Consider the following 11,585-nt stretch of genomic DNA (forward strand, 5'->3'; position numbering starts at 1 on the left):
TCTCCCGCCCCGCCCGGCACGGACCGCACGTCCGGCAGGAGCCGATGATGTTCCCGACGGCGACCCGGTCGCCCGGGTGCAGGTCGGTCACCTCGTCGCCGACGATCTCGACCACGCCGGTCATCTCGTGGCCCGCGACCAGCGGGAACGCCGCGGGGTCGCCCGCACCGAGGGCGTGCAGGTCGGTCGCGCACACCCCGCAGTGGGTGACGCGGACGACGACGTCGGCGGCCCGGGGGTCGCGCCGGGCGAAGGTCCAGGGGACCGGGACAGCACCGGGAACGGTGGCGGCCCAGCCGGTGACCTCGCGCATGATGGTGTCCTCTCGTGCAAACAAACCGGTTGGTTACTCACCATAGGCGTGCCGCTGCTCGTCAGCAACCGACTGGTTGGTTACCCTCGCGGTCGTGCCGAAGGACGGGAGCGCGACCCGGCGTCGCCTGCTTGACGCCGCGACCGCGGAGTTCTCCCGACGCGGGATCGCCGGCGCGCGCGTCGACCGCATCGCCGACGCCGCCGAGGCCAACAAGGCGCAGATCTACGCGTGGTTCTCCTCGAAGGACGGGCTCTTCGACGCGGTGTTCCGCGAGCACCTCACGCTGATCGTCGACCTCGTGCCGTTCGACGCGGGGAACCTGCCCGAGTACGCGGTCCGGCTCTACGACGCCTATCTGGAACGGCCCTCGGTGATCCTGCTCGCGACGTGGGCGCGGCTCGAGCGGGTACCGACCGGGGACCTGCTCACCGCGGCCGCCGAGGACGTCGCCGCCAAGCTCGACGCGGTCCGGGCCGCCCAGGCGCAGGGCGTGATCGACCCCGATCTGGCCCCGGCCGACGTGTATTCCCTGGTCATCTCGCTGTCGATGACGTGGTCACCGGCGGCGACGGTGGTAGCCGCCGCGCCCGACGACCCGGCGGCCGAGCACGAGCGGCGCCGGGAAGCGCTGCGGACCGCCGTGCGACGGGCGTTCCGGCCCGATCCCTGAGTGCGCGGCGGCACCGCTCCGCGGGGTGATCGCGAGTTCAGCGGCGAGTCGTGGCGACCGTTGGGCGCGTCGCCGCTGAAGTCGTGATCATGGCCGGGCCGGGCCCGATCAGCCGAGGAGTCTCGCCAACCAGGGGCCGGCGGCGTCACGGACCGGGCCCCTGGCCCTGAGCGAGTGGTCGCCGCGCAGCGTGACCACCTCGCGGTGCGGGGCCCCGGGCGGCACCCCGAACCGGTCGCGGTCCCCCGACACGGCCAGCACCGGGATCCCGGCCTCGTCCACCGCGTCGATCTCGGGCGAGCGGTCCGGCCGGGTCCCGTCCTTGCGGGCGGGTGCGAGCAGCGGGAACGCCAGGGCCAGCACACCGACCGGTGCGGGATCGGCCACGACCGCCCCGCGGCACGCCACCCGGGCCCCGGACGAGCGCCCGCCGTGGACCTGTGGCGTGTCCGGGAACCGACGGGTCAGCTCGGCCAGCACGCACGCCCACGCCTCGTCGAGCTGCGCGGCGGGCGCGGGGCCGCGCCGACCCGCGACCCGGTAGGGCTGCAGGACGCGCGCGACGGCGACCGTGCTGCCTGCGCCCTCCGCGGTCGCCAGCAGGTCGGGCGCCTCGATCCCGCCCCCCGCGCCGTGACCGAGCACCAGCAGCCCCATCGTGAGGTTCGACGCCTCCAGGGCCACCCGGGCCGGGCCGTGCGGCGTCAAGACCTCGAACTCGTCGACGCTGACGATCACGACGGGTTGACCGCCTCGAGGTCGAGTCCCTGCTGCTCGGGCTGGTCGTGGACCTCCTCGATCAGCTCGGCTCCGTGGTTGCGGACGTTGTTGACCTTCGAGGACACCTGGCGCATCTCGATCGCGGCCAGCACCTCCTCGGAGGGCGCGAGCAGACCCGACGGGTCGTCGTGGTCCGGGTCGAGCCACTCGGCCCAGCGCTCGCGCGGCAGCACCAGCGGCATCCGGTGATGGATCTCGGTGAGCGGGCCCGCCGACGCGACGGTGACCACGGTGGCCGACACCAGCGGCGCCGTCCCGGTCTCCGCCGATCGGGGCCGCCAGGTCTCCCACAGCCCGGCGAGCGCGAGCGGGTGACCGGCGAGGCCCGACTCCTGCGAGTAGGTCATGAAGTACGGGATCTTGTGCCCGGCGTCGCGCAGCCACTCGTACCAGCCGTCCGCGGGCAGCAGGCAGCGCCGGGACGCGGCGGCGCGGCGGAACGCGGGCTTCTCGGTGAGCGACTCGGCGCGCGCGTTGATCAGCTTGTTGCCCACCGACTCGTCCTTCGCCCAGGACGGCACGAGCCCCCACCGCACGGCGCGCAGCGAGCGCTCCACCGCCGACGGGTCCGGCGTGCCCGAGTCGTCCCGGGGGTGCCGGTCGACGACGCCGGGGACCGTCAGCGTCGGCGCCACGTTGTACTCGGGGCCCTCGACCGCGCCGTCCGTGGCGTCCTGCGCGTCGAACTCCTCGGCCAGGTCGGCCGGGTCCTTGGCGAGGGCGTAGCGACCGCACATGACACCGATCCTGCCACCGCGCACCGACACCGGTCCCGACACGCGAGAATGACCCGGTGAGCACCTGGAGCACGCCCGTGGCCGAGGGACCCGTGCGCGGCACCGTCGCGGTCCCCGGGTCGAAGTCCATCACCAACCGGGCCCTGCTGCTGGCCGCGCTGGCCGGCGACGGCGCCACCCGCACCGTCGCCGGCGCCGCCCGGTCCCGCGACACCACGCTCATGGTCGACGGGCTCGCCGCGCTGGGCGTGGGCACCGCGGTCACGCCGGGCCGCGACGGCACCCTCGACGTCGCCGTCACCGCCCCCGCCCACCTGCACGGCGGACGGGTGGACTGCGGGCTAGCGGGCACCGTCATGCGCTTCCTGCCGCCCGCCGCCGCGCTCGCCGACGGGCCCGTCGAGTTCGACGGCGACCCGCACGCCCGGTCCCGACCCATGAGCGGCGTGCTGGAAGGCCTGCGCGGGCTCGGCGTCGCGGTCGAGCCCGCCGACGCCGACCGGCTGCCGTTCACCGTCGTCGGCCGGGGCGCGGTCGCCGGCGGCGCGGTGACCGTCGACGCGTCGGGCTCGTCGCAGTTCGTCTCCGGGCTGTTGCTCTCCGGCGCGCGGTACGACGACGGGCTCACCGTCACCCACCGCGGTCCGGGCGCCGTCCCCTCGCTGCCGCATGTGGACATGACCGTGACGATGCTGCGCAGCGCGGGCGTCACGGTGACCTCCGAGATCGCGACCTCCGGCACCGCGACCGCTGTCCCGTCCCGCTGGGCCGTCTCCCCCGGACCGATCGCCCCCGCCGACCGCTTCGTCGTCGAGCCCGACCTCTCGGGGGCCGCGGTGTACCTCGCGGCCGCGCTGGTGACCGGGGGCGAGGTCACCGTCGCCGGCTGGCCCGAGTCCTCGCCCGGGCGCCCCGACCTGCAGCCGATCGGCGCCGTCCGGGCGGTCCTGGAGGAGTTCGGGGGCTCGGTGAGCCTCGACGACGCGGGCCTGACCGTCCGCGGCGGCGGGCGGCTCGCCGGCGTCGACGTGGACCTCGCCGAGATCGGGGAGCTCACGCCCACCGTGACTGCCCTGGCCGTGCTCGCCGCCCGCGACGGGGCCCGGTCACGACTGCGCGGGGTCGCCCACATCCGTGGCCACGAGACCGACCGCCTCGCCGCGCTCGCCGCCGAGGCCACCGCCCTGGGCGCCCGGGTCTCCGAGACCGACGACGGCCTTGTCGTCGAGCCGTCCCCGACGCTGGCCCCCACCCGCGCCTGGGGGGCCTACGCCGACCATCGGATGGCCACGGCCGGGGCGCTGATCGGCCTCGTCGTGCCCGGCGTCGAGATCGACGACGTCACCGCGACCACCAAGACCCTCCCGGACTTCGCCACCGACTGGCCGGATCTCGTGCACGGGGTGGGGATTCCCGCGGGGGCGCGGCGGTGAGTCGCGCGGGCGCGGCGGGGCGCTACGACGAGAGCGATGTCCGGATCCGGCCCGGGAAGGGCACGCGACCCCGGTCCAAGCGCCGTCCCGACCACGCCGACGCGCGCTCCGCGATGGTCGTCGGCGTCGACCGCGGCCGCTGGACCTGTGCTCCCGACGACGACCCGACCGCCCGCGTCGTCGCGATGCGTGCCCGCGAGATGGGCCGCACGCCCGTCGTCGTCGGCGATCAGGTGGACCTCGTCGGCGACGTGTCGGGCGCCGACGACACCCTCGCGCGCATCGTGCGCGTGAGCGACCGCACCAGCGTCCTGCGCCGGACCGCGGACGACACCGATCCCTACGAGCGGGTCGTCGTCGCGAACGCCTCGCACCTGGTGATCGTCACCGCGCTCGCCGACCCGACGCCGCGGACCGGCTTCGTCGACCGGTGCCTCGTCGCCGCCTACGCGGGCGGGCTGATCCCGGTGCTCTGCCTGACCAAGGCCGACCTGGTCGACGACGGTGGGGCCGGGTTCGCCGGCGAGTACACCGAGCTGGACCTGCCGATCGTCGTGACGCGTGCCGACACCGATCCGGCCGCTTTGCGCGACCTGCTCGACGGGCGGGTGTCGGCCCTGATCGGGCACTCCGGGGTCGGGAAGTCGACGCTGGTGAACGTGCTCGTCCCGGACGCCGAGCGCGCGGTCGGGGTCGTCAGCGGGGTCGGCAAGGGGCGGCACACCTCGACCTCGGCGGTCGCGCTGGCGCTGCCCGGCGGAGGCTGGGTGGTCGACACCCCGGGCATCCGCTCGTTCGGGCTGGCGCACATCTCCCCCGGCGACGTCGTCGCCGCCTTCGGCGACCTCGCGACGGCCGTCGAGAACTGCCCGCGCGGCTGCTCGCACCTCGGCCCGCCCGCCGACCCGGAGTGCGCGCTGGACCCGTTGGTGGCCTCGGGGGCGCTCCCGGCCGGGCGTCTGGAGGCCCTGCGCCGGGTCCTGACGGCGCTGCGCACCCCGGCGTGGGAGGTCTGAGGGCCGCTCACGCTCCGAGGAGCGCCTCGACGGAGTCGTCGGAGAAGCGCAGGTCGGCGCGGTGCGCGGTGCGGGCGATCACGGCGGCGTTGGCGGCGTCCGACCCGTCGGCCCGCGCGACGGCCTCCTCGGGGGTGCGCCCGACGCGCTCGTGGCGGGCGATCAGGCGGGCACGCCGGGTCGCCTCGTCGGGCTCGAGGAACCAGGCCTCGTCGAGCAGCGGGCGGACGCGGTCCCAGGGCGGCTCGTCGAGCAGCAGGTAGTTGCCTTCGGTGACGAGCAACGTCACGTCGGGGCCGATCCCCAGCGCGCCGCCGATCGACTCCTCGACACTGCGCCGGTACTCGGGGGCCCAGAGGGTGTCACCGGTCGTCAGGAACCGCTCGAGGAAGGCGACGTACCCGGCGGCGTCGAAGGTGTCGGGGGCGCCCTTGCGCTCCAGCCGGCCGAGGCGTTCGAGGGTGGAGTTCGCCAGGTGCCAGCCGTCCATCCCGACGACGGCGACGCGGTGCGGGTCGAGCCGCTCGCCGAGGGCGGCGGCGACGGTCGACTTCCCGGCTCCGGGGCCGCCGACGATCCCGAGGACGCGGCGGTCGGGGCCTGCGGCGAGGCGGCGGGCGCGGTCCAGCATGAGGCCTCCAGACGGCTGGTCCGCGCCGAGTGGACCACGGTGGCTGCCCGGACAGCCGTGGGGGTCCAGTCGACGCCGATGGGGTACGCCCGGGCGTGCGCCTTCCCGTTCCGGACCCCGGCCCCGACGCCGCCGTCGCCTTCGTCGGCGAGCACCTGGCCGACCTCGCCTGCGACACCCCCGCCGCCTCGCCGTCGTTCCGGGGCGGGCAGAGCGCGGCCGACGCTGCGCTCGCCGCCCTCGACGTCACGAACTACGCCCGGCGGCGCAACGAGGTCTGGCCGCCGGAGCGGCGCGGCGCCTCGCGGATGTCGCCGTGGATCCGTCACGGGCTGCTCTCGCTGCCCGCCCTGTGGGAGCACGTCGCCGACGCCCCGTCCCGCGACCGCACGAAGTACCGCGACGAGCTCGCCTGGCAGGAGTACGCGCGGCACGTGTACGCCCGGGTCGGGACGCGGCTGGGCGACGACCTGCGTGCCCACCCGCCGCGCCCTCCCGAGCTCTGGGAGGACCCCTGGCCGCGCGACATGGCCTGCATGGACACGACGGTGTCCGAGCTGCACGAGGACGGGTGGCTGGTGAACCAGACCCGCATGTGGCTCGCGAGCCAGTGGACGGTGCGGGCCGGGGCCCGCTGGCGCGACGGCGAGGACGCGTTCTTCACCCACCTGCTCGACGGCTCGCGCGCGGCCAACCGGCTCGGCTGGCAGTGGACCGTCGGCTCCGGGACTGGGAAGGCGTACGGGTTCTCGCGGTACCAGGTCGAGAAGCGGGCGCCGAAGCTCTGCGCCGGGTGCGCGCTGAATGATGCCTGCCCGATCCAGGACTGGCCTTCGGACACGCAGCGGGGCGGAGCTGGACCATCGAGGACCGAGCAGCGGACCGAGCGGATCGAGCCACCGTCGCTGCTGCGCTCCGACCCCGATTCCGACGCGACCGCAGGCCCGTCGTCACCCGCAGGCCCGTCGTCCACCGTGGATCTCCCGGACGTCGATGCCGGAGACGCAGCGCAGCGGAGCTCGACCATCGATGCCGTCTGGCTCACCGCGGAATCGCTCGGCGACGACGACCCGGCGCTGGCCGCGCACGACGGTGTCCCCGCGGTCTTCGTGTTCGACGAGCCGCTGCTGCGCCGGCTGCGCCTCTCGGGCAAGCGGCTGGTGTTCCTCGCCGAGACGCTGGCCGACCTGGCGACGCGCCGACCGGTCGAGCTGCACCGCGGCCGGGTCCCCGACGAGCTCGGCGACCGGCGGCTCGCCGCCACCTTCGCGCCGGTGCCCGGCTTCCGGCGGCTGTCGGCGCAGGTGGAGCCGACCGCCGTCCACCCGTGGCCGTGGCTCTTCCGCCCGCACGCCGGGCGGCTGCAGAGCTACACGGCCTGGCGCAAGAGCATGCCGTCCTGAGCGGGACCGCGGCTCACGAGCCGTCCGGCACCTCGAGCTCCAGCACGAACGGCAGCTCCTGGAGCCCGTACCAGGCGAGGTCGTGGTCCTCGGCGTCCCCGAGTGCGAGCTCGGCGTCCTCGTCCCCCAGGTCGGCGGCGTCGATCACCGTGGCGGCCTGCCGGACGTCCTCGACGGCCTCCTCCACGTCGAGGTGGACCGCGGCGAGCCTGCGCATCGGGATCGGGCCCGCCACCCGCACCACCGCGGCGTCGAGGTCCGGGCGCAGGGTCACGTCGTCGACGTCGGCCGCGACGACCGCGCGCCGGGCCGGGGTGTCCGGGTCCTGCACGAGGTCGATGGCGAGCAGCCGGAGCGACGCGCGCGCCGCCTCGGTCATCGCGACGTACTCGAGCTCCTCGTCGTCGCCCACGGTGTAGGCCTCGCGCAGCGCCGGGGTCAGCGCGAACGCCGTCCCGGAGAGCGGCTGCAGCGCCTCGTCGGCCAGGAGCTTGCGCAGCCCGGCGACGGTCGTCGGTACGTAGACCCTCACTCGTGTCCTTCCGCCTGGATGTCCGGCCCCGTCGCCCCGCTCGCCCCGCTCGCCCGGTGGTCCCGGTCCTTGCGCGCCCACCACGCCGCCGTCGTGCGCAGCGCCGTGCGGAGGACGTCGCCCTGCTTCCGGGCGTCCATCACGTTCCAGCCCATCGCCGCGCGCTCCTCCGGACCGGGCGCGTGGGCGGTGACCCGCACCCCCGCGGTCCGCAGCCGGGCGATCTCGCGGGCGCTGCGACCGCCGACGATCCCACGGAACAGCCCGTCGGCCGCCGCCCCCGCCCCGGTCAGGCGGACCCGGCCGCGCCGGGCGAGCGGGACGAGCACCAGCGCCTCGTCCAGCGGTGGCATGTCCGGCCCGAGCAGCAGATCGGCCGAGGTCGCCGAGCACACCCCGCCGTCGACGTAGCGCCGTCCCGCGATCCGCACCGGCGCGAACCAGCCGGGGACCGCGCACGACGCCGCGGCCGCCTCGGCGGGCGAGGTCGGGGGCGCGCCCGCCCGGCCGAACGGCACCCGGTCGCCGCTGTCGTAGTCGGTGGCGACGATCCGCAGCTCCGGCGCGTCCGGCGGCGCGGGCCAGATCTCCGAGGCGAACGACGACACCAGCCGCACCACCCCGGACGTGTCCGCGCGGCCCACCGGCAGCAGGGCCGAGGCCGCCGCGAGCGGCGGGAACCTCGCCGGGGCCTGCGCGATCCGCCCGAGCAGGCGCACCGAGCCCGGCCCGAACCGCGGCAGCGGCGGCAACCCGCCCCGCGCGCCGCGTCGCCGGGGCTTCCGGTTCGACGACGGGCGTGACGGCGCGTCGAGCAGGTGCTCGACGAGGTCATCGACGGCGACGCCGCTCGCCAGCGCGGACGCGACGATCGATCCCGCGGAGGTCCCGACGACGACGTCCGCGTCGCGTGCGTCGATGCCGGTGGCCTGCTGCCAGGTGGACAGCGCCGCGACGGTCCACGCGTAGCCGAGCGACCCGCCGGTACCGAGGACGACCGCCCGACGGGACGGGGTGCGCGAGCTCATCGGGGCACCGTCGCGACCAGTTCCGCGAGGGCCTCGGCCACCAGGTCACCGAACTCGTCGACGTCGGCCATGGCGTCGCGGTCGGCGTTGAAGCCGTAGAAGACCCCGCCGTCGTACGAGGTCAGGCCCACCGCGAGCGACTGGCCCTTCGCGAGCGGCACCACGGGGTACATCTCGAGCATCCGGGCACCGCCGGCGTACAGCGGGTGCTGCGGTCCCGGCACGTTGGAGACGACGACGTTGAACAGCCGCCGGGAGAGCCCGCTGGCGGCCCGGGCGCCGAGCGCGTGCAGCGTCGGCGGCGCGAACCCGCCCACCTGCACCAGCGCGTTCGCCCCCACCGACTGCCCGGACTGCTTGTGCTCGCGCATCGCGTGCGCCACGTGGTGCATCCGCAGCACCGGGTTCGGCTCACCGACCGGCAGATCCACCAGGTACGACGCGATCCGGTTGCCGAGCAGACCCGCTCCGTTGATCGCGCCGGTCGCCTCGGCCTCGCCCCGCACCGAGAGCGGCACCATCGCGCGCATCGTCGTCGTGGGGGTCACCGACGCCCCGCGCGAGAGCAGCCAGTTGCGCATCGCCCCGGCGATGACGGCGAGGACGACGTCGTTGATCGTCCCGCCGTGCGCGTGGCGTACCGCCCGGTAGTCCGCCAGGTCGGTGCGCGCGTGGGCGAAGCGGCGCTGCGTCGAGATCGGGACGTTGAGGGGGCTCGTCGGGGCGGGCCGGACCGCGGTCCGCACCGCGGAGAGGAGCCCTCCGGCGACCCCGGCGACCTGCGCGACGGTGTCCGTGGCGTCACGCACGGCCGCCCGGGCGACCTCCACGGCGTTGCCGGGTCGCGCGACGGCCTCCCCCATGGCGTCGAGCACGAGCTTCCACGGCGCGGGCTCGGGCCGGGCGTTCCAGTCGTCGACCGGCTCGTCGCGGCCCTCCGGTGAGTCGTCGAGGACGACCTGGCTGATGTCGATCGTCGCGACGCCGTCGACCATCGCCTGGTGGGTCTTGGTGACGATCGCGACCCGCCCGCCGGACAGCCCGTCGACCAGGTACATCTCCCACAGCGGCCGCGTGTGGTCGAGGGGTCGCGACATCAGTCGTGCGACCAGCTCGTTGAGGGCCCGGTCGGTCCCCGGACCGGGCAGTGCGGAGCGGCGCACGTGGTAGGTCACGTCGAACTCGGTGTCGTCGACCCACACCGGCCGGGCCATCCCGCCGGGGATCTCGCGAATCTTCTGCCGGTAGCGCGGCACGAGGCCGATCCGGCCGCTGATGAGCTCGACGAGGCGCTCGTAGTCGAATCCGGCCCGGGGCTTGCGGAACACGGCGACGCTACCGACGTGCATGGGCGTCGTCGGTTGGTCCATGTACAGGAAGGAGGCGTCCAGGGCCGTGAGGCGGTCCGGCATGGGCCCGATCCTCGCACGCCACCGGATCGGGCCCCGTCTGCAAGAGTGCACAGTGATGTCCCCCTCCCGGCCTCCCGCGATGTCACCCCGAGAGCCCGCGGATCCCGAGGGCACCGAGGCCGCCGGCCCGTCCCCCAAGGACCGTTTCGTCACCGTCTACGGGCGCAAGCCGGTGCTCGAGGCCCTCTCGGACCCGGCGCTGCAGGTCGACAAGGTGGTGCTCGCGGAGGGCGCCGATCAGCGCGCCGTCCGCCCGCTGCTCGACGCCGCGCGGACCCGCGGGGTCCCCGTGCGGCGCGCGTCCGCGCAGCGCGTGAAGGTGCTCGCCGGGAACGGGCGCCAGGACCAGGGCGTGGTCGCCGACGTGATCGCCCCGGGGATGCGGACCGTGGAGCGGTTCGTGGCGGAGCTCGGTCATGACGCCGGCGCACGGGTGGTCGTGCTCGACGGGCTGACCAACCCCGCCAACGTCGGGATGATCCTGCGCTCGGCGACCGCCGCCGGGCTCGACGGCGTCCTCCTGCCGCGCCGGGGTGCGCCGTCGATCGACCCGCTGGTGGTCAAGGCGTCGGCCGGGGTGGCGTTCCACGCGCCGGTCCTGCGGGCGGGGACGGCCGCGGCGGGGCTGGCGGCCCTGGCCGAGGCCGGGTTCGTGCTGCTGGGGCTCGACGGCGGCGGCCGTTCCTCGCTGTTCGACGTCGAGCTGGGAGAGCGGGTGGCGATTGTGGTCGGCGGCGAGACCGACGGGCTCACCGACGACGTGCGCGGCGAGCTGCACGACACCGTCGTCGTCCCCATGGCCTCGGGTGTGGAGTCGCTCAATGCGGCGTGCGCGGCGACGCTGGCGTGCTTCGAGCTGGCGCGCCGCTAGCCCCCGCCGGCCGGCTTCCGCGAAACCGGCCCCCGCGCGGGACCGCACGCCCTAGTGTCGGCGACGGTCGCGCGCTCCTCCCGCCGCGACCGTCCCGGGAGCCGCTCGGCGCCGGGGCCGAGCGCACGGCGGGAGGACGAACGATGAGCGTGGCACCGAGCGAGGTCGTACCGGAACCGGCGGGAGGCGGGACCGGCGCGGCGCCCGGCACACGGCCGCGGGAATCGCGCGCGTGCCTGCACCCGGCGCGGGCCAGGCGGATGGACCGTCACCCGCGGCCGCGGCTGCGCCCGCTCGCCGAGGTGCTCCGGGGGATCGGGGAGCCCGCGGAGGCCGACGACCCCGGGCCGGTGTCCGTGCCCGTCGGGGTGGGCGGTCCCGCGTGGGACGCCGCCCTCGCGACGGCCGCCGCCCAGGTGGGTCCGCTGGCCGTCGGGCTGCTCACCGCGGTGGCCGAGGTCCTCGACGGACGCCGGCCGCTCGCGCACCTCGCGCGGCTGTGCCCGTCGGAGCTCCTCGACCGCGTGCGCGCCACCCTCGAGCGCGCCGCGCCGGGGTTCCCTCGCGGCGCCCGGGTCCGGGGACTCCGGGTGTGCCCCGTGGTGGGGGTGCCGGGACCGGACGGCGTCGCACCGCTGGCCGCCGAGGTGGCGGCGGCCCTGTGCGGCCCGCACCGCACGCGCGCCGCGGCGGCCCGCTTCGAGCTCGACCGGACCCGGACCTGGCGCCCGACGGAGCTCGTCCTGCTCTGAGCCC

Annotated in this window: 13 protein-coding genes; 6 read left to right on the top strand and 7 right to left on the bottom strand. The window is 75.9% G+C overall.

Annotated features, from left to right (window positions below; all coding sequences use genetic code 11):
* A partial coding sequence (locus VGI02_RS04270; RefSeq protein WP_331626018.1) for an alcohol dehydrogenase catalytic domain-containing protein occupies nucleotides 1–313 on the bottom strand: 313 nt, incomplete at its 3' end.
* 94 nt (nucleotides 314–407) lie between these two features.
* On the opposite strand from VGI02_RS04270, the gene VGI02_RS04275 reads away from it, so the two are divergent.
* Complete coding sequence (locus VGI02_RS04275; RefSeq protein ID WP_331626019.1) at nucleotides 408–986, top strand: TetR/AcrR family transcriptional regulator; 579 nt, start codon at nucleotides 408–410, stop codon at nucleotides 984–986.
* 108 nt (nucleotides 987–1,094) lie between these two features.
* Here VGI02_RS04275 and VGI02_RS04280 read toward each other — a convergent pair whose 3' ends face one another.
* Together VGI02_RS04280 and VGI02_RS04285 are read right to left on the bottom strand one after the other, a co-directional pair.
* Nucleotides 1,095–1,724 (bottom strand): alpha/beta hydrolase family protein, encoded by a 630-nt coding sequence (locus VGI02_RS04280; RefSeq protein ID WP_331626020.1) that lies wholly within the window; start codon nucleotides 1,722–1,724, stop codon nucleotides 1,095–1,097.
* Nucleotides 1,721–2,503: an SOS response-associated peptidase gene (locus VGI02_RS04285; protein ID WP_331626021.1), complete on the bottom strand. Its 783-nt coding sequence runs from the start codon at nucleotides 2,501–2,503 to the stop codon at nucleotides 1,721–1,723. Before VGI02_RS04285 ends, VGI02_RS04280 begins: the two co-directional genes overlap by 4 nt.
* 56 nt (nucleotides 2,504–2,559) lie before the next feature.
* Between VGI02_RS04285 and aroA the strand changes: the two genes are divergently transcribed.
* Both aroA and rsgA read left to right on the top strand, forming a co-directional pair.
* Nucleotides 2,560–3,936, top strand: coding sequence for a 3-phosphoshikimate 1-carboxyvinyltransferase (aroA, locus tag VGI02_RS04290; protein ID WP_331626022.1), 1,377 nt, complete (start codon nucleotides 2,560–2,562; stop codon nucleotides 3,934–3,936).
* Complete coding sequence (rsgA, locus tag VGI02_RS04295) at nucleotides 3,933–4,952, top strand: ribosome small subunit-dependent GTPase A (protein ID WP_331626023.1); 1,020 nt, start codon at nucleotides 3,933–3,935, stop codon at nucleotides 4,950–4,952. The genes aroA and rsgA overlap by 4 nt, the downstream gene beginning before the upstream one ends.
* A gap of 7 nt (nucleotides 4,953–4,959) precedes the next feature.
* On the opposite strand, the gene VGI02_RS04300 is transcribed toward rsgA, so the two are convergent.
* Complete coding sequence (locus VGI02_RS04300) at nucleotides 4,960–5,583, bottom strand: nucleoside/nucleotide kinase family protein (protein WP_331626024.1); 624 nt, start codon at nucleotides 5,581–5,583, stop codon at nucleotides 4,960–4,962.
* A 95-nt stretch (nucleotides 5,584–5,678) separates the two neighbouring features.
* Between VGI02_RS04300 and VGI02_RS04305 the strand changes: the two genes are divergently transcribed.
* Nucleotides 5,679–6,986: an FAD-binding domain-containing protein gene (locus VGI02_RS04305; RefSeq protein WP_331626025.1), complete on the top strand. Its 1,308-nt coding sequence runs from the start codon at nucleotides 5,679–5,681 to the stop codon at nucleotides 6,984–6,986.
* Between the two features lie 13 nt (nucleotides 6,987–6,999).
* Here VGI02_RS04305 and VGI02_RS04310 read toward each other — a convergent pair whose 3' ends face one another.
* From VGI02_RS04310 to VGI02_RS04320, 3 genes are read right to left on the bottom strand one after another with little or no spacing between them, the layout of a single operon-like run.
* Nucleotides 7,000–7,518 carry a DUF6912 family protein gene (locus VGI02_RS04310; protein WP_331626026.1) on the bottom strand — a complete coding sequence of 173 codons (519 nt, stop codon included), beginning with the start codon at nucleotides 7,516–7,518 and terminating at the stop codon, nucleotides 7,000–7,002.
* Nucleotides 7,515–8,546, bottom strand: a complete 1,032-nt coding sequence (locus tag VGI02_RS04315; protein ID WP_331626027.1) for a patatin-like phospholipase family protein — start codon at nucleotides 8,544–8,546, stop codon at nucleotides 7,515–7,517. The genes VGI02_RS04310 and VGI02_RS04315 overlap by 4 nt, the downstream gene beginning before the upstream one ends.
* Nucleotides 8,543–9,958, bottom strand: coding sequence for a WS/DGAT/MGAT family O-acyltransferase (locus VGI02_RS04320; protein ID WP_331626029.1), 1,416 nt, complete (start codon nucleotides 9,956–9,958; stop codon nucleotides 8,543–8,545). The genes VGI02_RS04315 and VGI02_RS04320 overlap by 4 nt, the downstream gene beginning before the upstream one ends.
* A gap of 79 nt (nucleotides 9,959–10,037) precedes the next feature.
* Here VGI02_RS04320 and VGI02_RS04325 point away from each other — a divergent pair, with 79 nt between their 5' ends.
* Both VGI02_RS04325 and VGI02_RS04330 read left to right on the top strand, forming a co-directional pair.
* Nucleotides 10,038–10,829: a TrmH family RNA methyltransferase gene (locus tag VGI02_RS04325; protein ID WP_331626030.1), complete on the top strand. Its 792-nt coding sequence runs from the start codon at nucleotides 10,038–10,040 to the stop codon at nucleotides 10,827–10,829.
* A gap of 143 nt (nucleotides 10,830–10,972) precedes the next feature.
* Nucleotides 10,973–11,581, top strand: coding sequence for an Rv3235 family protein (locus VGI02_RS04330; protein ID WP_331626031.1), 609 nt, complete (start codon nucleotides 10,973–10,975; stop codon nucleotides 11,579–11,581).
* The last annotated feature ends 4 nt before the right edge of the window (nucleotides 11,582–11,585 follow it).

It is taken from the genome of Actinomycetospora sp. (genome assembly GCF_036497245.1).
Taxonomy (GTDB): domain Bacteria; phylum Actinomycetota; class Actinomycetes; order Mycobacteriales; family Pseudonocardiaceae; genus Actinomycetospora.